Source organism: Marinobacter zhejiangensis (genome assembly GCF_900114775.1).
GTDB lineage: Bacteria > Pseudomonadota > Gammaproteobacteria > Pseudomonadales > Oleiphilaceae > Marinobacter > Marinobacter zhejiangensis.
On sequence record NZ_FOUE01000001.1, the window covers coordinates 705,414 to 723,690 of the forward strand.

18 protein-coding genes are annotated in these 18,277 nt (G+C 61.8%); 11 read left to right on the forward strand and 7 right to left on the reverse strand.

What is annotated here, in order from left to right:
• Positions 1 to 69: 69 nt before the first annotated feature.
• Positions 70 to 1,410 (reverse strand): MATE family efflux transporter, encoded by a 1,341-nt coding sequence (locus BMZ67_RS03125; RefSeq protein WP_245749848.1) that lies wholly within the window; start codon positions 1,408 to 1,410, stop codon positions 70 to 72.
• 253 nt (positions 1,411 to 1,663) lie between these two features.
• On the opposite strand from BMZ67_RS03125, the gene coxB reads away from it, so the two are divergent.
• From coxB to BMZ67_RS03145, 4 genes are read left to right on the forward strand one after another with little or no spacing between them, the layout of a single operon-like run.
• On the forward strand, positions 1,664 to 2,788 hold the full coding sequence (coxB, locus tag BMZ67_RS03130) for a cytochrome c oxidase subunit II (protein WP_092020437.1): 1,125 nt from the start codon (positions 1,664 to 1,666) through the stop codon (positions 2,786 to 2,788).
• A gap of 54 nt (positions 2,789 to 2,842) precedes the next feature.
• Positions 2,843 to 4,426, forward strand: coding sequence for a cytochrome c oxidase subunit I (ctaD, locus tag BMZ67_RS03135; protein WP_092020438.1), 1,584 nt, complete (start codon positions 2,843 to 2,845; stop codon positions 4,424 to 4,426).
• A 12-nt stretch (positions 4,427 to 4,438) separates the two neighbouring features.
• On the forward strand, positions 4,439 to 5,047 hold the full coding sequence (locus BMZ67_RS03140; protein WP_092020439.1) for a cytochrome c oxidase assembly protein: 609 nt from the start codon (positions 4,439 to 4,441) through the stop codon (positions 5,045 to 5,047).
• A gap of 15 nt (positions 5,048 to 5,062) precedes the next feature.
• Positions 5,063 to 5,950: a cytochrome c oxidase subunit 3 gene (locus BMZ67_RS03145; protein ID WP_092020440.1), complete on the forward strand. Its 888-nt coding sequence runs from the start codon at positions 5,063 to 5,065 to the stop codon at positions 5,948 to 5,950.
• Positions 5,951 to 5,971: 21 nt separating this feature from the next.
• Here the strand turns inward: BMZ67_RS03145 and BMZ67_RS03150 are convergent, their stop codons facing one another.
• On the reverse strand, positions 5,972 to 6,181 hold the full coding sequence (locus tag BMZ67_RS03150; protein ID WP_092020441.1) for a twin transmembrane helix small protein: 210 nt from the start codon (positions 6,179 to 6,181) through the stop codon (positions 5,972 to 5,974).
• Positions 6,182 to 6,241: 60 nt separating this feature from the next.
• Between BMZ67_RS03150 and BMZ67_RS03155 the strand changes: the two genes are divergently transcribed.
• From BMZ67_RS03155 to hrpB, 7 genes are all read left to right on the forward strand, one after another.
• Complete coding sequence (locus BMZ67_RS03155; RefSeq protein ID WP_092020442.1) at positions 6,242 to 7,003, forward strand: SURF1 family protein; 762 nt, start codon at positions 6,242 to 6,244, stop codon at positions 7,001 to 7,003.
• A complete protein-coding gene (locus BMZ67_RS03160; RefSeq protein ID WP_245749849.1) occupies positions 6,984 to 7,628 on the forward strand; it encodes a hypothetical protein in 645 nt (214 codons plus the stop codon). The genes BMZ67_RS03155 and BMZ67_RS03160 overlap by 20 nt, the downstream gene beginning before the upstream one ends.
• A gap of 4 nt (positions 7,629 to 7,632) precedes the next feature.
• Positions 7,633 to 8,727 (forward strand): COX15/CtaA family protein, encoded by a 1,095-nt coding sequence (locus tag BMZ67_RS03165; RefSeq protein ID WP_092020444.1) that lies wholly within the window; start codon positions 7,633 to 7,635, stop codon positions 8,725 to 8,727.
• Complete coding sequence (cyoE, locus tag BMZ67_RS03170; RefSeq protein ID WP_092020445.1) at positions 8,724 to 9,626, forward strand: heme o synthase; 903 nt, start codon at positions 8,724 to 8,726, stop codon at positions 9,624 to 9,626. The genes BMZ67_RS03165 and cyoE overlap by 4 nt, the downstream gene beginning before the upstream one ends.
• A gap of 33 nt (positions 9,627 to 9,659) precedes the next feature.
• Positions 9,660 to 10,328: an SCO family protein gene (locus BMZ67_RS03175; protein WP_092020446.1), complete on the forward strand. Its 669-nt coding sequence runs from the start codon at positions 9,660 to 9,662 to the stop codon at positions 10,326 to 10,328.
• Positions 10,329 to 10,393: 65 nt separating this feature from the next.
• Entirely contained in the window at positions 10,394 to 11,608 is a 1,215-nt protein-coding gene (locus tag BMZ67_RS03180) for a YbfB/YjiJ family MFS transporter (protein ID WP_092020447.1), read from the forward strand.
• 20 nt (positions 11,609 to 11,628) lie between these two features.
• Positions 11,629 to 14,097, forward strand: a complete 2,469-nt coding sequence (gene hrpB, locus BMZ67_RS03185) for an ATP-dependent helicase HrpB (RefSeq protein WP_092020448.1) — start codon at positions 11,629 to 11,631, stop codon at positions 14,095 to 14,097.
• Between the two features lie 24 nt (positions 14,098 to 14,121).
• Here hrpB and BMZ67_RS03190 read toward each other — a convergent pair whose 3' ends face one another.
• The 5 genes from BMZ67_RS03190 to BMZ67_RS03210 form a co-directional block, all read right to left on the reverse strand.
• Entirely contained in the window at positions 14,122 to 14,490 is a 369-nt protein-coding gene (locus BMZ67_RS03190; RefSeq protein ID WP_092020449.1) for a DUF6746 family protein, read from the reverse strand.
• Positions 14,491 to 14,571: 81 nt separating this feature from the next.
• On the reverse strand, positions 14,572 to 14,772 hold the full coding sequence (locus BMZ67_RS03195) for a putative motility protein (protein WP_092020450.1): 201 nt from the start codon (positions 14,770 to 14,772) through the stop codon (positions 14,572 to 14,574).
• Positions 14,773 to 14,929: 157 nt separating this feature from the next.
• Positions 14,930 to 15,316: an ectoine synthase gene (locus BMZ67_RS03200; RefSeq protein WP_092020451.1), complete on the reverse strand. Its 387-nt coding sequence runs from the start codon at positions 15,314 to 15,316 to the stop codon at positions 14,930 to 14,932.
• 59 nt (positions 15,317 to 15,375) lie between these two features.
• Complete coding sequence (locus BMZ67_RS03205; protein WP_092020452.1) at positions 15,376 to 16,818, reverse strand: GTPase/DUF3482 domain-containing protein; 1,443 nt, start codon at positions 16,816 to 16,818, stop codon at positions 15,376 to 15,378.
• On the reverse strand, positions 16,815 to 18,215 hold the full coding sequence (locus tag BMZ67_RS03210) for a DUF2868 domain-containing protein (protein WP_092020453.1): 1,401 nt from the start codon (positions 18,213 to 18,215) through the stop codon (positions 16,815 to 16,817). The genes BMZ67_RS03205 and BMZ67_RS03210 overlap by 4 nt, the downstream gene beginning before the upstream one ends.
• Positions 18,216 to 18,277: the final 62 nt, after the last annotated feature.

Genomic DNA, 18,277 nt, shown 5'->3' on the forward strand with positions numbered 1-18,277 from the left:
GCTTCGAATTTCTACCGCTCTTGAACAGAAGTGTAGTTTAGATTTGCCAACGTGCTCGTGGTCACGCGGCTACGTGAACCAGGTGTCATTTTTAGAATGTTTTACAAAGAGCCAGCCCATGCTGGCGGCTCGCGCAACCATCAGGCCAATAAGGGAAAACCAGAGGCCATGGTTGCCCCAGCCGGTCGAGAGCCACCACAACGGCAGGAACACCAACAGGGCCGCAAACAGCATGGTGTTCTGCATGTCACGGGTACGGGTGGCACCGATAAAGATGCCGTCAAGCAGAAAGCCCCCGGCGGCCGTGACCGGGAGCAGCCATAACCAGGGCAGGTACTGCCAGGCGGTTTGGCGGACGTCGGTGATACTGGTCAGCAAGGCAATGAGCTCGGCACCGGCCAGCACGAACGCGGCGGTGAACAGCAGAGCGCCCCAGACCGACCAGCGCAGGGCCGACAGGCACACCGAGCGGAAGTAGGCGCGGTCGCCCTGGCCGACGGCCTCCCCCACCATGGCTTCGGCGGCATTGGCAAAACCATCAAGGCCATTGGAAATCACCATCAGAAACGTGATCAGCACTGCATTGGCGGCCAGAATCACATCCCCCTGACGAGCACCCTGGGCGGTGAAGAACGCCAACACCAACAACAGGGTCACCGTACGAACCATCAGGAAGCGGTTCACCGACAGGATGCGGCGGTAGTCCGCGAGGGTTCCCAGTAGCGCCCGGCTGAGGTGTTGGCCTGCGGGAATGCGGCCCAGTACCAGCCAAAGGCCCAGGGCGGTTGCCGCATATTCGGCGATTACGGTGGCCACGGCGACGCCGCGGCTGTTCCAACCCATCACCGTGACGAACCACACATCCAGCAGGATGTTCAGGCCGTTGGCAACCAGCAGCATTAGCATGGGGCCGCGGGGAAACTGGGTGCCGATGAGCCAGCCAACGAGGGTGTATTGGCACAGGACCGCCGGGGCGCTCCAGATACGGATGCTGGCGTACTCCGCGGCGAGGCTCGCTACCTCGGGGCTGGGGTTCATCAGTGCCAGGCCGATGGTCACCAGGGGCCGGTGAACGAGGATCAGGAGAATGCCAATAACCACGGCCAGCAGCAGCGAGCGTACCAGCAGTGCGGTCTGACCAAAGCCATCTCGTCGTCCATAGGACTGGGCTGCCAGGCCGGTGGTGCCCATACGCATGAAGCCAAAGGTCCAGTACAGCAAGGTAAACAGGTTGGCACCAATGGCCACGGCGCCAAGGTATTCCGGCTGGCTCAGGTGGCCGAGCACCGCGGTGTCCACCAGCCCCAGCAGGGGAACCGTCAGGTTGGTGAGCATCAGCGGCCACGCCAATGCCCACAGGCGACGGTCGATAACGTTAAAAAACGGCGTGGGCGAGCCGGACCTGGGCATGGGATGGGGAGTCTCGGTGGCGAAGGAAATCGCTATAGACGATACCGTTATAAAAAATCGATGTTAATAGTCGGTTATCGTTTACTCAATTTTTAGCAATTCACTAACCCCTGTCTATACTCATAAGTGGTTAATCCGTGAGCAGACTTTCTCTTTGTCAGGTGTAGATGCCGCGATAGACGGCCATAACGCATCAGGTGTTTAGGAAGCAGTAACAAGTTCAACAAGAATAAAACTCTACGGAGATACACATATGGGCGTGCACACGATGAGGGCTGGTGTCCTCACGGGCGGCTTGTTATTGCCTGCCTGGTCGATGGCTGACTGGGCGGTAAACATGCCGCCTGGGGTAACCGGCACCAGTCAGGATATATTCAGCCTCCACATGACGATTCTCTGGATCTGCGTTGCCATTGGCATCGTGGTGTTCGGGGTGATGTTCTGGTCGATCCTGGCCCACCGGAAATCGGAGGGGCACGAACCGGCCCATTTCCATGAAAACACCACGGTCGAGATTCTCTGGACCATCGTGCCATTTGTGATTCTGGTGGCGATGGCAATCCCGGCTACGGCCACTCTCATTGATATGTACGACACCGAAGAGTCCGACCTGGATATCCGGGTGACCGGCTACCAGTGGAAATGGCGCTACGACTATATCAATGACGACTTCGGCTACTTCTCTAACCTGACCACGCCCTTGGACCAAATCTATAACCGTGCCGACAAGGGCGAGCACTATCTGTTGGAAGTGGATAACCCCCTGGTGATTCCCGCCGGCAAGAAAGTACGGCTGCTGCTGACCGCTAACGACGTGATCCACTCCTGGTGGGTGCCGGAGTTCGGGGTCAAGAAAGACGCCATCCCCGGTTTTATCAACGAAACCTGGACCCGGGTCGACGAGCCCGGCATTTACCGTGGCCAGTGCACCGAGCTGTGCGGTCGAAACCACGGCTTTATGCCGGTGGTGGTCAAGGTGGTGCCTCAGGAGGAATACGACGCCTGGGTGGTTGAGCAGGTGGCGGCTGCGGAAGCTGAGCGTCAGTTGACCCAGAAGGACTGGACGCTTGATGAGCTGATGGTTCGCGGCGAGCAGGTATACAACACCGCCTGTGCCGCCTGTCACCAGCCGGATGGGACCGGTGTGCCACCGGCCTTCCCGGCACTCAAGGGCAGCGCCATCGTAACCGAGGATATGCCCGCTCACCTCGACCGGGTCATCAATGGTGTCGCCGGCACGGCCATGCAGGCGTTCGGGCCGCAGCTCAGCGAGGTCGATCTCGCAGCGGTCATCACCTACGAACGGAACGCCTGGGGTAACAACACCGGTGAAATGGTGACACCCATGCAGGTCTTCGAGTTCAAAAGCCAGCAGTAATCCGACGTCTGATCGTGCCGCCGGCGATGGGCCGGTGGCTATAGGGGGTTAGCAATGAGCGCGGTTATTGATACCCACGCCCAGGATCATCACCACGGTCCCGCCAAGGGCATTACCCGGTGGCTGTACACCACCAACCACAAAGACATCGGCACCATGTACCTGGTGTTCAGCTTCGCCATGTTCCTGCTGGGCGGCACCATGGCGATGGTGATTCGTGCCGAATTGTTCCAGCCCGGCTTGCAGATTGTGGAGCCGGAATTCTTCAACCAGATGACCACCATGCACGGCCTGATTATGGTGTTTGGTGCGGTTATGCCAGCGTTTGTAGGCTTGGCCAATTGGATGCTGCCGATGATGATCGGGGCGCCTGACATGGCCTTGCCACGCATGAACAACTGGAGTTTCTGGCTACTGCCCTGCGCCTTCCTGATCCTGGTGTCCACCCTGTTCATGGCCGGTGGCGCTCCCAACTTCGGCTGGACATTCTACGCACCGCTATCGACCACCTACGGGCCGCCGAGCACCACCTTCTTCATTTTCGCCGTCCACATCATGGGGATCTCGTCGATCATGGGGGCGATCAACGTCATCGCCACCATTCTCAATTTGCGGGCGCCAGGCATGACCATGATGAAAATGCCGCTGTTCGTCTGGACCTGGCTGATCACGGCCTTCCTGCTGATTGCGGTTATGCCGGTGCTGGCGGGTGTGGTCACCATGATGCTGATGGACATCAACTTTGGCACCAGTTTCTTCAACGCCGCCGGTGGTGGTGACCCGGTGCTGTTCCAGCACGTGTTCTGGTTCTTCGGGCACCCCGAGGTGTACATCATGATCCTGCCAGCGTTTGGGGCGGTGTCTCACATCATTCCGGCGTTTGCCCGCAAACCGCTGTTTGGCTACGCCTCGATGGTGTATGCGGTCGGTGCCATCGCGCTGCTGTCGTTCGTGGTCTGGGCGCACCATATGTTCACCGTGGGTGTGCCGCTGGCCGGCGAACTGTTCTTCATGTACGCCACCATGCTGATTGCGGTACCCACCGGGGTGAAGGTGTTCAACTGGGTGGCGACCATGTTCCGTGGTTCGATGACCTTTGAGGCACCGATGCTGTTTGCGGTGGCCTTCGTCATCCTGTTCACCATTGGTGGCTTCTCCGGCCTGATGCTGGCTATCGCCCCGGCGGATTTCCAGTACCACGATACCTACTTTGTGGTGGCTCACTTCCATTATGTGCTGGTGCCGGGTGCCATTTTCGGCATCTTTGCCTCGGCCTATTTCTGGTTGCCGAAATGGACCGGCCACATGTACGACGAGTCCCTGGCCAAGACCCACTTCTGGCTGTCGTTCGTCGGCATGAACCTGGCCTTCTTCCCCATGCACTTTCTTGGGCTGGCGGGCATGCCCCGGCGGATTCCGGACTATGCGCTGCAGTTTGCCGACTTCAACATGGTCTCCAGCATCGGTGCCTTCATGTTTGGCGCAACCCAGCTGCTGTTCCTGTTCATCGTGATCAAGTGTGTCCGTGGTGGTGAGAAGGCACCGGCGAAACCGTGGGAAGGGGCCGAAGGCCTTGAGTGGACGTTGCCCTCTCCGGCGCCGTACCACACCTTCTCTACGCCACCGGAAGTGAAATAAGGGAGCTGAGCTATGGCGGAGTTACCGGAATCCAATCCCCAGCCGCCCCGCTCCAACGCCCGTGTCATTGGGTGGTGTCTGGTTGGGGTGGTGGGCATGTTTGCTTTCGGCTTCGCCCTGGTGCCTTTGTACAACGTGTTCTGTGAAATCACGGGTATCAATGGCAAAACCGGGGGCCGTTATGAGGCCAGCGAGGCCATGCAGACCGACCTGAACCGCACGGTAGAGGTTCAGTTTATTGCCCAGAACGGGCCCGAGATGCCGTGGGTGTTCCGGCCTATGGTTCACAGCATCAAGGTGCACCCGGGTGAGCCGACCCAGGTTGCCTTCTACGCTGAGAACCCGACCGGTGCAGCGATGGTGGCCCAGGCGATACCGAGTCTGGCGCCGTCGGAAGGCACACTGTATTTCCACAAGACCGAATGTTTCTGCTTCAACCGGCAGGCCCTGGCCGCCGGAGAAATCACCGAGATGCCGCTGGTGTTTATTGTGGACACGGCCTTGCCGGAGCACATCACCAAACTGACCCTGTCTTACACCCTGTACGACCAGGGCGAACCGGAGACGGTGTCCGCGGTCACGAGCGAACGAGCGACAACAACAAGCACCAATAACGGATAACCGTCGGAGGCTGGCATGGCGACAGATCAGACGTACTACGTTCCGGCACAGAGCAAGTGGCCGATCATTGCTACGGTGGGACTCGGCACTACCTTGTATGGGGTGGCATCCATCATGGTGAATGGCTCCCAGGGCGAAGACACCGGAAGTGCCTGGACGGTGTTTTTCATTGGCGCGCTGATCATGGCCTACATGTTGTTTGGCTGGTTCGGCAACGTCATCCGGGAGAGCCGGGCGGGTCTGTACAGCCCGCAGATGGATCGCTCCTTCCGTTGGGGGATGAGCTGGTTCATCTTCTCGGAAGTGATGTTCTTTGCCGCGTTCTTTGGTGCCCTGTTCTATGCCCGGGTGTTTGCCGTGCCCTGGCTGGGTGGCGAAGGCGACCGTGCCAGCAGCAACATGCTGTGGGAGGGCTTCCAGGCCACCTGGCCATTGATCAATACCCCGGACCCGGAGGCGTTTCCCCCGGCGAAAGAAGTCATTGGCCCCTGGGGGCTACCGCTGGTAAACACCATCCTGCTGGTGACGTCCTCGTTTACCGTCACCGTTGCCCATCACGGCTTGAAGCAGAACAACCGCACCAAGGTGAAGATCTGGCTGGCCGCGACCATCCTGCTGGCACTGGGATTCCTGGCGTTACAGGCTGAAGAGTATGTCCATGCTTACACCGAGCTGGACCTGACCCTGCAGTCGGGCATCTATGGCAGTACGTTCTTCATGCTGACCGGGTTCCACGGTGCCCACGTGCTGCTGGGAACGCTGATGCTCTCCATCATGCTGGTTCGCATCTTCAAGGGACACTTCTCGGCGGACAAGCACTTTGGTTTCGAGGCGGCCAGTTGGTACTGGCACTTTGTGGATGTGGTGTGGCTGGGGCTGTTTGTTTTCGTCTACATCCTCTAGGCCACCGCGGTGGCAGGTTCGCTAATGGTACGGCGTCGGATGCATGGAAAGGTCGCCGTGCCATAGGGCAATCAGAATCAGTGCGAGGAGTGTCAGGCTGAGCCCAACCCGGACAGCGAGGGAATTCACCACGCGATTGGTTTTTCCGCCATCGCGGATCAGGAACACCAGGCTGGTAAACAGACTGGCGATCACAGCAAGCAGAAGTACAACAATGACCACTTTCAGCATGGCAGACCCCCTTTGGTTGAACCGCAACTTCGGGCACGGCTGGAGTCAATATAGCAGAGCATGAGCGAGTCCATGGTGTTGCCCCGTCGGCACTGGCAGTTCAATCCCAGGCTGCTGATTTTCAGTGCCAGCCTGCTGCCCCTACTGTTGGCGCTGGGCGTATGGCAGGTGCAACGGGCGGCCGAGAAGGAAGCGTTATTGCAGCAGTGGCAGCGACAGGCGGTGACCCTGAGCTGGCAGGAGCTGGCTGGCCCGGGCCTGGGAAATGAGCAGGAGAATGGACTGGAGAGCGGGCAGCCGGTGACCCTGACCGGCCACTATGACGAACGCAGCTGGCTGCTGGATAACCGCACCCGGGACGGCGTGGCGGGGTACGAAGTGCTGACCCTGTTCCAGCCAGACCAGGGGCCAGCACTGGTGGTTAACCGTGGCTGGCTGAGAGCGCCTGCCAGCCGTGATGTGCTGCCGGTGTTTCCCTCTCCGGGCGGCGAGGTAACGATTCGTGGCCGCCTTGCCGACTATCCGGAACCGCCGGTGCTGGCACAGAGCGACGGTGCCCAAGGGTGGCCGCGACGGGTTCAGGCGCTTCACCAAGCTGATGCAGCGGCTGAGGCAAGCACGGTGGTCAGCAAGGTGCTCCGGCTCAGGGGCAGCGATGAGCCCGGGGCTTTCCGGGTTGACTGGCAGCCGGATTACATGGGACCCCAGACCCACTACGGCTATGCCGTGCAATGGTTTTCACTCGCGCTGGTGTTGGTGGTACTGACCATCGTTGCCAGCTACCGCAAGACAGGAGCCAATAATGACAACGACAATGGCTGATTCCATGACTGATAACGACATCAACCCTCGCACTGCGGAGCAGGCCCGCCGTGGCCGGCGTATTGCCCTGGCGCTGTTTGCCATCGGTTTCGGCCCGATGTTGCTGGCCACCGTGATGTATTTCACCGGATGGTTGAACCCGACCGGGCAGGCCAACCACGGTGACCTCATCCAGCCGCTGGTACCCATCAGCCAACTCAACCTGGTGGGTGACGACGGCCGCCGCCTGGCCGACCGTTTCACCTCGCCTACCGCCCCTCGCCAGTGGCTGATGCTGGTGGCCGCAGAAGGCTGCGACGCCGACTGCGAATCGCTGCTGTACCTGGCCCGGCAGGTCAACATTGCCCTTGGCAAAGACGCCGACCGGGTGATGCGGGCGGCTTTCCTGGCTGGCATAGCCCAAGGCCAACGTAACCAGGTGGCTGCTGAGTACGGAACGATGGAACTGCTGAGTCCAGGTGCCAGGGAACCGATCTGGCCAACCGGCGCCGACCCGGCCACCGCGCCGAGGATCTTGCTGGTCGATCCGTTGGGCAACGTGATGATGCAGTACACCACCGCCAACAGTGGCGAAGACATGCTCAAGGACCTGAAACGCCTGCTCAAACTGTCCCAGCTGGGGTGATGCCATGACCGCCATGTCGCAATCCGCCTCAATCCATCGCACCTTATATCGCACCCTGGGACGCTGGGCCCTGCTCGCCACCCTGTTGGCGGTGGTGGTGGTGATGCTGGGCGCCTGGACCCGGCTCGTGCATGCCGGCCTGGGCTGTCCGGACTGGCCGGGCTGCTACGGCTTCCTGACTGTCCCCGGCAGCGCAGACCAGATCGCCATCGCCGAGGCGCGCTTCCCGGAAGTGCCGGTTGATACCGCCAAGGGCTGGCCCGAGATGATCCACCGCTACGCCGCGGGCACCCTGGGGCTTTTGGTTTTTGGGTTGGCCGTCGCCGCCATTCGCCATCGCCGTGCTGGTGTCCCGGTCAAGCTGCCCTTGTTTATTGCCGGTTTCATTGTGTTGCAGGGGGCGTTTGGCATGTGGACGGTCACCCTGAAACTGTGGCCTCAGGTCGTGGCCCTGCATCTGCTGGGCGGCTTTACCACCTTGAGCCTACTGACCTTGCTGACCCTTCGGCTGCGTACCCGGCCAGCTCGGGTGGACAACGAAGCCGGTCACCGGCTGGCCCGCTTGCGGCCCTGGCTCTATGGCGGGTTGATGTTGGTGGTGATGCAGATTGCCCTGGGTGCCTGGACTGCTGCCAACTACGCGGCGGTTGCCTGTACCGACCTGCCGACCTGTCAGGGTGAATGGTGGCCGGAGATGGATTTCCAGCACGGTTTCGACATTACCCAGCACGTGGGTCCCAACTACTTGGGCGGGCAGCTGACCGCCGCCGGGCGGGTGGCGATCCATGTCAGCCACCGCTTGGGCGCTGTATTGGTGCTGGCATATTGGCTCATTTTGCTGGCACAGCTGTGGCGTTGCGGTGGCTCGCCGTTGATTCGCCAGGCGACGGCGCTGGTCGGCGTGGTGCTGCTGGCACAGATTGCTCTGGGGCTGGCCAATGTCGCGTTCCATATACCGCTGCCGGTAGCGGTGATCCATAACGCCATGGGCGCCGGCTTGTTGTTGACCGTTATTCACCTGATCTGGCGTCTGCATCACTGTTATCAGCCCGTTCTGTCCACTTCATCCAACCTGATCAAGCGGGAGGTTGCCGCATGAGCCAACATGCCAAGACTCTGTTCGACAAAGCCAGCCACGCCACCTGGCGGGATTTCCTGGAGCTGACCAAACCCCGGGTGGTAGCGCTGATGATCCTGACGTCGGTGATCGGGATGTTGCTGGCGACTCCCCAGCTACCGGGCTGGCAGGTGCTGCTGTTTGGTAACCTCGGAATTGCGCTGTTGGCTGGTGCGGCCGCCGTGATCAACCATGTGGTTGACCAGCGCATCGACACGGTGATGGCGCGAACCCGCAAACGTCCGGTGGCTACCGGGCGGATTGCCCCGCTGGATGCACTATTGTTTGCCACCAGCCTTGCCCTGGCCGGGCTACTGGTACTGGTGTGGCAGGTCAACAGCCTGACCGCCTGGCTGACGCTGGCATCACTGGTGGGCTATGCCGGTGTCTATACCCTGTTCCTGAAACGGGCGACGCCCCAGAACATTGTGATTGGTGGCCTGGCCGGTGCCATGCCACCGTTGCTTGGTTGGACCTCGGTTACTGGCCAGGTGGATGGCCATGCGCTGTTGCTGGTGCTGATTATCTTTGCCTGGACGCCGCCCCATTTCTGGGCCCTGGCTATCCACCGCAAGGAGGAGTATGCCAAGGCCGGTATTCCCATGCTGCCGGTCACCCACGGCAATCGTTACACCGAACTGCATATCCTACTGTATACCCTGATGTTGCTGGCGGTCAGCCTGCTGCCGTTTGTGACCGGCATGTCCGGTCATCTGTATCTGGTGGGCGCACTGGTACTTGGGGTGCGTTTCCTGCACTATGCGGTGCTATTGCTCAGGGGCGACGACCGGCGTGTGGCTTTGGCGACCTTCAAGTATTCCATCACCTACCTGATGGTTTTGTTCGTGGTCTTGCTGGTCGACCACTACCTGCGCTTCTGACACTCATCAATCGCAGGGAGACCTAATCCAGCCATGGATCGATCCGTTCGCAATACCGTTGTTGTCCTGCTGTTGGCGGTGGTTCTGGTGTTTGGGCTCGTGGTGGGCCGCCAGGTGTTCCTGGGGGACAGCCAGGCACCATTGCCAGCACCGGAGCTGAGTGAACTCAACACCTTCGTATACGATCAGGGACGGCCGGTTGCCGCTTACCAGTTGGTGAATGAACAGGGCGAGGCGGTCACCCAGGAGGACCTCAAGGGCCACTGGACCTTTGCCTTCGTCGGTTATACGTTCTGCCCGGATGTGTGCCCTGCGACACTGTCCAACCTTCGTCGCGCCAATCAGCTGATTCCGGCAGAGTTGCCGCGCCCCAGCTACCTGCTGATCTCCGCCGATCCGGAGCGGGACACGCCAGAGCGCTTGCGGGAATACCTGGCGTTTTTCGGCGAAGACTTCCAGGGCATTACCGGTGACCTTGATACCTTGCGTAACCTGGCGAAAAGCCTGAATGCAGTGTTCATCCACCGTCAGGAGGGCGACCTCAAACTGGTGGATCACAGTGCTCACCTGGCTCTGATCAACCCGGAAGGAGAGCTGGCCGCCGTGATCCAGCCACCCCACAAGCCGGAGGCGGTCGCCGAAGCCTTTGGTCGTATCTATCAGTGGGCGCGGCAGAACCGTGAGCGGGCCGTTTCGCCCTAAGGTCGTCTTTGCAAGCCGCCGGGAAGGCCGTAGACTGACCGGCCATTTTTCCCGGTGACCCCTCCATGCCTGCTAACCAGCAACATTGCACCTCCCCCCGTGAACTCTTGTCGGTATTGGCTGCCGGCGCGACTCTGTTGCTGGTAGTCCATACCCTCGGGCGTTTTATCTATACCCCGTTGCTGCCCTATCTGGTGGCAGACGGCCAGATCGATGCCCAGCAGGGGGCCGCGGTAGCAACCTGGAATTATCTGGGCTACCTGATGGGGGCCATGGTTGCGATCCGTTGGCACCGAATTGATCACATCCGGCTGTTGCTGCCGTTGTCCCTCACTGTGCATGTGCTTACCAGCCTCGCCCAGACCCAGCTTGACCAGGTCACCCTGGTGTCCGCGTCTCGCTGGATCAACGGCGTTGCTAACGGTGTGGTGTTTGTCCAGGCGCCGGCGCTGATTCTGGAGTGGCTGGTCCGGCGTAATCGTGCCAGCCTGAGTGGTCTGGTTTATCTGGGGGTGGGTATTGGCCTGCTGGTGTCCAGCGCCCTGGTCACGCTGACTGCGGATTGGCTGAGCGGCGCGGACCGTTGGTGGCCGGCGGCGATCCTGTCGATTCCGCTGGCTTGGTGGGGCACCGCCCGTCTGCTGTCACTGGATGTTCCGGTGCGCCCGGAACAGTCTGGAGACGGCGCTACCCAGAAAGGCCGGCTGCTGGACCGGGCCAGTGTGCCCTTGTTCCTGTCCTACGCCGGCGCTGGTCTGGGCTATATCCTGCCCATGACCTTCCTGCCGCTGCTGGCCAAGCTGCAGTTGCCTGATGGCCACTGGCTGCTGGATGGCAGCTGGCTGATCGTGGCCCTGGCGACCTTGCCTGCGGCCTATATCTGGAATCATCTTGGCGCGAAAATCGGCGATCTCCCCGCTATTCGACTGAACTACGTGATACAGCTTCTGGGGGTACTGGCCGCTGTTATCTGGCCCGGTCCGGTTGGTTTGGTGTTGTGTGGCATTCTGGTTGGCACAACGTTCCTTGGCACCGTACTGTTGACCCAGCGCATTGGCCGCGCGCTGCACCCGCATCAGGGTCCACGGATATCGGCCGCCCTGGTGGCACTGTATGGCTTCACTCAGATGGTTGGCCCTTGGCTGACCAAGCAATGGCTGGAGCTGGGGGGAACACTCGACAGCGCCTTCTGGATCGGCGTTGCAGCCCTGGTCTGGGGATTGCTGTTTGCCTGTCTGGTGCCCAACCCCGAGGCCTGGCATAACCGCCAGTCCCGATAGCCGCGAACTGGTCCAATCCGATGCTGCCCATCGACGCTCTCCTCCCGGACCTGCAACAGACCCTGACGACCCAGACCACGGTACTGTTACAGGCGCCCCCGGGTGCGGGTAAAACCACCCGGGTACCGCTGGCGCTGATGGAGGCGCCCTGGCGTCAGGGCCGCAAAATCCTGATGCTTGAGCCCCGTCGCCTGGCCGCCCGCTCTGCCGCCCGTTACATGGCTGGCCAGCTTGGTGAGAAGGCTGGCGAGACCGTGGGCTACCGTACCCGCCTGGATACCCGGGTATCGCGCCAGACCCGAATTGAAGTGGTCACCGAAGGCATTCTCACCCGCCTGATTCAGGACGACCCTGAGCTGAGTGAGTATGCCGCGGTACTGTTTGACGAATTCCACGAACGGTCGTTGCAGGCTGACCTGGGCCTGGCCTTGATGCGAGAGTCCCAGCAGGCTCTGCGGGAAGACCTGCGCCTGGTGGTGATGTCGGCGACCCTGGATACGGCCCCCATCGCCAGGGTGCTGGGTGAGGTTCCGGTGCTGACCAGCGAAGGACGATCGTATCCGGTGGAGACCGTCTACCGGCCGCTGCCCCGGGAAGCCCGGCTGGTGGATCAGGTGGTGGCGGTGATCCGTGAGGCCCTGGCCGAGCAGGACGGCTCCCTGCTGGTGTTCCTGCCCGGTGCTGGTGAAATCCGCCGGGTGGAATCCGCGTTGAGAGCGCAGCTTCCGGCAGGCGTCCGGCTGGCACCGCTGTACGGCAACCTGCGCAATGACGATCAGGACAAGGCCATTGCCCCGGCTCCAGCGGGGGAACGTAAGGTGGTGCTGGCCACGGCGATTGCTGAAACCAGCCTGACCATCGAAGGCATTCGCGTGGTGGTGGACAGCGGCCAGCAACGGCGGGCGGTCTTTGATCCCAACAGCGGTATGTCCCGGCTGGTGACCGGTCGTTTGTCCAAGGCCTCGGCGGAGCAGCGTCGTGGCCGCGCCGGGCGTGTGGAACCGGGGGTCTGCTACCGCCTGTGGAGCGAGTCGGACCAGTATGGCCTGGCCGATTTTTCCCCGCCGGAAATCGCTGAGGCTGACCTGGCACCGTTGGTATTGGAGCTGGCCCAATGGGGTGCCCGTTCCCCGGCTGACCTGGAATGGATTGACCCGCCACCTGCCGCGCACTGGCAGCAGGCAACCACCTTGCTGCAGTGGCTGGACCTGCTCCATGGCGATGGCAGTATCAGCGACCACGGAAAGGCCGCACGGCGGCTGGGGCTTCACCCCCGCCTGGCTCATATGGTGTTGCGGGGACGGGCGTCAGGCCTGCCCCGGCTGGCGGCGGAGCTCGCCGTGTTACTGGAAGAACGGGATCTGCTGGGCCCCCGCGCCGGGGCGGACCTTTACCTTCGCTGGCAGTTGTTGCGGGGCGAAGCCCGCGACCCCAGAGTGGACAGTCAACGGCTGCAGGCGCTGAAGCGATCGGTGCAACGGCTGGCTGATGCCGACGACAACGGTCGGCCGGGTCATCACGATATCGGTCGTCTGCTGGCGCTGGCCTACCCGGATCGCATTGGCCGCAAACGCCCCGGGGCGGCCCCTCGCTATCAGCTCAGTAATGGTCGTGGTGCCGTTCTGCAAGACGATGATCCGCTGGCGCGGGAGGAGTGGCTGGTGGCGGCGGATCTGGATGGCCAGGCGCGGGAATCGCGTATCTACCTGGCGGCGCCGGTGAGCCTCAGTCTGCTGGAGCAGGACCTGGCCGAACACATCTCCGGCTATGATGAGTGCCTGTGGGATGACCAGCGTGGACGGGTGGTGGCGCGGCGGCAGACACGCCTCGGCCAACTGGTGCTGGCGGAAGCGGTTCTGCCCAACCCGGATGCGGCCCAAGTATTGGCAGGGTTGCTGGCGGCGGTGCGCCAGAAAGGCTTGGACAGCCTGCCCTGGGATGACAGTGCCCGCCAGCTCCGTGGCCGGTTGGCGTTGCTGCACCGGTTGTGGCCGGAGACCTGGCCAGCGGTGGACGACGAAACCCTGTTGGCCGGACTGGAGCAGTGGCTGGCGCCATTCCTGGTGTCAGTGAGCCGTTGGGCTGAACTGCAGAAAGTTGACCTGTCGATGGCGCTGACCAGTGCCCTGGACTACGGCCTACAGGCCCAGTTGCCGGAGTTGGCGCCCGCAGCGCTGACCATCCCCACCGGCCAGTCGGTCCGGCTCGATTACAACGCCGACAACGGTCCGGTACTGGCCGCCAAGTTACAGGCACTGTTTGGCTGGACCGAAACCCCGCGGATCGCCCGCGGCCAGGTGGCCGTGGTGATCCATTTGCTGTCGCCGGCCCAGCGCCCGCTGGCGGTTACCAGCGACCTGTCCAGTTTCTGGCGTCATGGTTACGTCGACGTGCGCAAGGACATGCGCGGTCGCTACCCCAAACACCCATGGCCGGAAGACCCCCTGACCGCCGAGGCCAAACAGGGCACCAAGAAGCAGGGGCACTAGCAGGCCGGGCCTAGCCCGAGCCGGTTACTCGGTCCAGGGGCGGGCATCCTCCAGATACTGGTGGGCATGGCCGGGCAGTGTGTCGGCGGCGGCATACTCTGAATCTTTATGCACCGACTCCAGGGTTTCTGACAGTTGCTCGAGCGCTTCCTGCATTCGTTCCAGCGCATTTTCCAGGGTATACGTCAGCTGGTGGATCTCTGCCATGGTAGCGACATCCATGGGTTGCGCCAGCAAGCTGGCCAGCTGGGTGTTGTACGCCTCAAGGTGTTCGAGGGCCTGTGGCAGCGAGTTGGACGGTATGCCGTCAAAATGATCGGGCGAGTCGTTGGCAGTGGCCGTGCCGGTGACGATCAGCAGGGCAAGGGCGGCGGTCCTGATCTGATGTTTCATGAGGTGATCCTTAAAAGTTGATAACGGGAATTATTATCATTTAAGGATTGGAAAGCGTCCTTGATTTATCGCAAAGGACCGTCAGACGTGAATATCAATCAGGGAGCCGATGCGGCTATCGCCGGCGGCGACTGGCTGAGGCGACGGGATGGCCTCCAACAGCTGCAGGGCCCCGGCTGCCGCCAGATCCTGGGCAGTTTTCAGCACGCTGAGCTGGGCCTGCTGCTGAACCTGTGCCTGGCTGAGCTGGGTGCTGTAACTGGCGAGAGCGGTAACGTCCATTGGATTAACCTGTGTTGCGCGGGTGGCGGTGGCAAGGCTTTGTCGAACTGGGTGATCAAAATATCACCAGTCTGGCGTCAGGGGAAAGCCCCGGACGCCAAACCTTGCAAACTGTTACAGCGGCTTACAGGCGCTGAGCGACAGCCATACGGTGGTGTCAGTCTGCCAGGTTATAGGAACCGTCTTCGTCGTGGGTTTCGCGGCCGGTGACCGGTGGGTTGAAGGAACAGATCAGGCGCATGTCCTCGGAGCCACCGCGAAGAACATGGCGGTCGTGCTGGTCGAGCGCATACAGGGTGCCGTCGGTAATTTCATGGGTTTCGCCAGTGGCCAGGTCGGTGATGGAGCCATTGCCGGCAACACAATAAACCGCTTCCAGGTGGTTTTTGTACCACAGGTTCAACTCGGCTCCGGCTGGAATAATGGTCTCGTGAAACGAGAAGCCCATACCATCCTTTTTCAGAAGCAGGCGACGGCTGGTCCAGCCCGGCCCTTCCACTTCACGTTCGGTTCCGATGATGTCCTGTACTCGTACAATCTTCATGGTTGTCCTCATGTTGGTTGGAATCGGGCCACAGTATAAACATCCAAGGGTGGTGGGATTCAACCGCTGGCCAGACGCCACTGGTGGTAACGATCCAGTGCCGCTTCAATGGCGCTGGCCAATTGAAGGCGCTGGTCGTCGCTCAGTGAACGCTGTTTGCGGCAGCGGTTCAGGGCACTCTGGATAAGGTGGCGGGCTTGGCTGTCGAGGTCGGCCAGCCAGTGGCTGTCGGAGGGTTCGAGGTTCAGTGGCAGGCGACCGGCGTGGTTGCGGTGGGCGATGTGCCACCAGTGATCCACCGCCCGGCCCAGAACCACATAGCCGAACTGGCTGTCCTGGACCGGCCCGAAGCTGACGGTTTGCAGTCCCTGTTGCAGGGCCCCGATGCGCAGCACCGGCAAAACCAGCCGGTCACCATAGAAATAGCTGCCGGCGGCGCCAATCAGACCACCGATCAAAGCCCCGGTACCGAGGGAGGAGCCCAGAGTGACGGCATCGATCCCTGCCCCACCCACAGCGCCGGCACCGAAACCGGCGGTGGCGAGGTAGGCCCGGCTGACCCCCCAGATTTGCCGGCTGTTCTCGCTAAACAGGTCGTGTTCGCTGTGCCAGCTCAGCTCGGCTTCCTGGCGCTGGACCCGGTGGTGCTGATACAGCGTCTCAACCTCGATACGCAGGGACTGCTCCCGTTGGCGCTGATGCTGGTACCAGCGCTCTCTCAGTTGGTCGGCCAGGGCCTGCCGGGACTGTGCTTCGAGTTGCCCGGGGGTCAGGGTGCGTCTTTCCTGCCACCCCATCATGTCCTCCAAGGCCGAGGCGATCAGGCGCGCAGCCTGGGACTTGCGTTCGGCGCGCTGATCGGACAGGTGCATGACCGCCGCGTCGAGCACCTGTTCCCAGGCAGGCTCCAGCTGGCCAAAGGCCTTGAGCAGACTGAGGTGTTGGTTGAACGGGGCTTTGACTGCGTTGAATTTACGAACCACCTGGAAAAACTGGCCAAGGGCTGAGTGCCAACGTTCGCTGTAGTCGTCCGCCCCAATGCTGTTGATCAGTGCCAGGCTGGGCCGGCCAGTCCAGCGCAGGATTTCCATCTCACTCTCGTTCTCGGCGCTGTAGGGGACCGAACCGTCAACGACGTAGATGATGCCGGCACCTTCAATCAACGGCGTCAGCAGCTCGCATTCGTCATGGAAGCGGGGGTCGCTGCGGTGCTGGTGAACAAAGGCGGCGACGGTTTCGGCGCGGTCAGACGCCGATAGACTGTGGGCCTCCAGCCAGGCCAGAACCTGCCGCGGACGCTGAAAGCCGGGGGTGTCTATCAGGGTGTACTGAACCTCACCGTCCACGGTCAGGGGATAGGCCTGGCTGTGGCGGGTGGTGCCGGGCTCCAAAGCAACGGCAATGCTGTCGTTCTGGGACAAAGTGGAGACCACGCTGGACTTGCCCTTGTTGGGGTGCCCGACCACGGCAAAGGTGGGTGCAGGACGAGTCTTGGTGGTCATGACAGCGCCTCCCCATTACCCGTGGTCGCATCCACGTTGGAGTATCGCGCAACGTACAGGCGCTTGTCCGCCAATCGCTCGCAGAAGCGCAGCCATGGCGCCAGCTGCTGATCAGACGCTGGCTGGTTCGGATCGGTGGCCAGTGGCACCAGGGTTATGCGGGTGTTGGCTGGCCAGTGGGACCGGGCATCGGTGATGAAATCTTCCAGTTCCGCCGTCGGCGGCTCCCAGGCCCGCGCCAGGAGCGTAACCGAATGACGGCTGTCATCGCTCAGGTGCCGACCGGCCTCGGCGATGGCCGTCTGGTCCTGGGCCAGACTTGCGGCGCCCCCGGCCTCAACCACCAGCCGCTGCTGGTGACCCTGGAATTGGGCCGGAACAGACGCCTCGCCCGCGCCGGCCCAGCGCACCACCACCGGGCTGTCTGGCAGCGGGTGCAGTCGGGCATTAACCGCAAGTTCCGGGGTTACGTTGACATCCGTGTTCTGGTGTCCGGTGTCCACTTCCGGGGTTTCCATGCGGTAGCGCAGCGCCAGCAGTCCCGGGTGGCTGGTTAGCACGTGCCTTGCGCGAAGCCTGAGGTGGAGGCTGCTGAGAGCGGTCAGGATCAACCGCGGCAGGATGACGTAGCAGCACCAGGCCAGGGTGACAAACGGCCACCACTCACCCCAGCGACCTGCAGTTACTGCTGTGTCGGCTTCGATACGGAAGAACCGGGTCTGGCTGACCAACTCCAGGTCCGGAACCGCTGCCGGCCACAGCGTATGCCACGGCCACGCCAGGGTAGCGACGAACCGGTAGTAGCTGTCGGCGCCGGTGCTGAGGGTGGTGCTCCAGCCAAAGGCGAGGTCCCGAACCACCACCAGGGTTAGCAGGGTGAGCAAGCCGGCAAGCGCAAACATCAGGCCGCCGCAGTGCGCGGCCCGAGCCATCAGCTGGGGTTGCAGGCGATTGATCGCCATGGCGGATTCTTCGGCTGGGTGCAGGTAGCGCTCGATCAGCCAGCCCCAAGGACGCCAGCCAACCAGGGCCTGTAATGAGGTCGCCAGGGCCAGCATCAGCTGCAGCAGCATGAACCCCAGCATCACGGTGACATTTATTCGTCCACTGCCGTCGTAGTAGAGCAGCCCCAGCATGGTAACGATGCCAAGCACGGTGCCAGTCACGGCGAAGCCGAGGGTGATGCGACGCCAGCGGCGCAAGGGCTTCAGCGCTGCGTTGGTGTGTCCACCACTGAGACGCTGGATATGGTCGAGCCAGGCTCTGGGGGTATGAGGTTCGGTGGCCTCCAGGGCAAAGCGGCGATCACGCCGGTGCAGGAACGCCGGTGGTTGGTGGTGGTCGCGACGTACCTGGTCATCAAACTCCAGCAGCAGCGTCAGGGCTTGGTTGGGCATTCGGTATCCTTTGCCGATGTTCAGACCGGCCAATGGCCGGGTTTTCCTCTAGAATATAAGGA

Excerpts from the sequence above, each read along its gene's own strand:
- BMZ67_RS03165 (WP_092020444.1), top strand. The coding sequence starts at position 7,633 with ATGACCGCCATGTCGCAATCCGCCTCAATCCATCGCACCTTATATCGC.
- BMZ67_RS03125 (WP_245749848.1), bottom strand. The coding sequence starts at position 1,410 with ATGCCCAGGTCCGGCTCGCCCACGCCGTTTTTTAACGTTATCGACCGT.
- BMZ67_RS03150 (WP_092020441.1), bottom strand. The coding sequence starts at position 6,181 with ATGCTGAAAGTGGTCATTGTTGTACTTCTGCTTGCTGTGATCGCCAGT.
- BMZ67_RS03145 (WP_092020440.1), top strand. The coding sequence starts at position 5,063 with ATGGCGACAGATCAGACGTACTACGTTCCGGCACAGAGCAAGTGGCCG.
- BMZ67_RS03190 (WP_092020449.1), bottom strand. The coding sequence starts at position 14,490 with ATGAAACATCAGATCAGGACCGCCGCCCTTGCCCTGCTGATCGTCACC.
- BMZ67_RS03205 (WP_092020452.1), bottom strand. The coding sequence starts at position 16,818 with ATGACCACCAAGACTCGTCCTGCACCCACCTTTGCCGTGGTCGGGCAC.
- coxB (WP_092020437.1), top strand. The coding sequence starts at position 1,664 with ATGGGCGTGCACACGATGAGGGCTGGTGTCCTCACGGGCGGCTTGTTA.
- BMZ67_RS03195 (WP_092020450.1), bottom strand. The coding sequence starts at position 14,772 with ATGGACGTTACCGCTCTCGCCAGTTACAGCACCCAGCTCAGCCAGGCA.
- BMZ67_RS03160 (WP_245749849.1), top strand. The coding sequence starts at position 6,984 with ATGACAACGACAATGGCTGATTCCATGACTGATAACGACATCAACCCT.
- hrpB (WP_092020448.1), top strand. The coding sequence starts at position 11,629 with ATGCTGCCCATCGACGCTCTCCTCCCGGACCTGCAACAGACCCTGACG.
- BMZ67_RS03200 (WP_092020451.1), bottom strand. The coding sequence starts at position 15,316 with ATGAAGATTGTACGAGTACAGGACATCATCGGAACCGAACGTGAAGTG.
- BMZ67_RS03155 (WP_092020442.1), top strand. The coding sequence starts at position 6,242 with ATGAGCGAGTCCATGGTGTTGCCCCGTCGGCACTGGCAGTTCAATCCC.
- cyoE (WP_092020445.1), top strand. The coding sequence starts at position 8,724 with ATGAGCCAACATGCCAAGACTCTGTTCGACAAAGCCAGCCACGCCACC.
- BMZ67_RS03180 (WP_092020447.1), top strand. The coding sequence starts at position 10,394 with ATGCCTGCTAACCAGCAACATTGCACCTCCCCCCGTGAACTCTTGTCG.
- ctaD (WP_092020438.1), top strand. The coding sequence starts at position 2,843 with ATGAGCGCGGTTATTGATACCCACGCCCAGGATCATCACCACGGTCCC.
- BMZ67_RS03210 (WP_092020453.1), bottom strand. The coding sequence starts at position 18,215 with ATGCCCAACCAAGCCCTGACGCTGCTGCTGGAGTTTGATGACCAGGTA.
- BMZ67_RS03140 (WP_092020439.1), top strand. The coding sequence starts at position 4,439 with ATGGCGGAGTTACCGGAATCCAATCCCCAGCCGCCCCGCTCCAACGCC.
- BMZ67_RS03175 (WP_092020446.1), top strand. The coding sequence starts at position 9,660 with ATGGATCGATCCGTTCGCAATACCGTTGTTGTCCTGCTGTTGGCGGTG.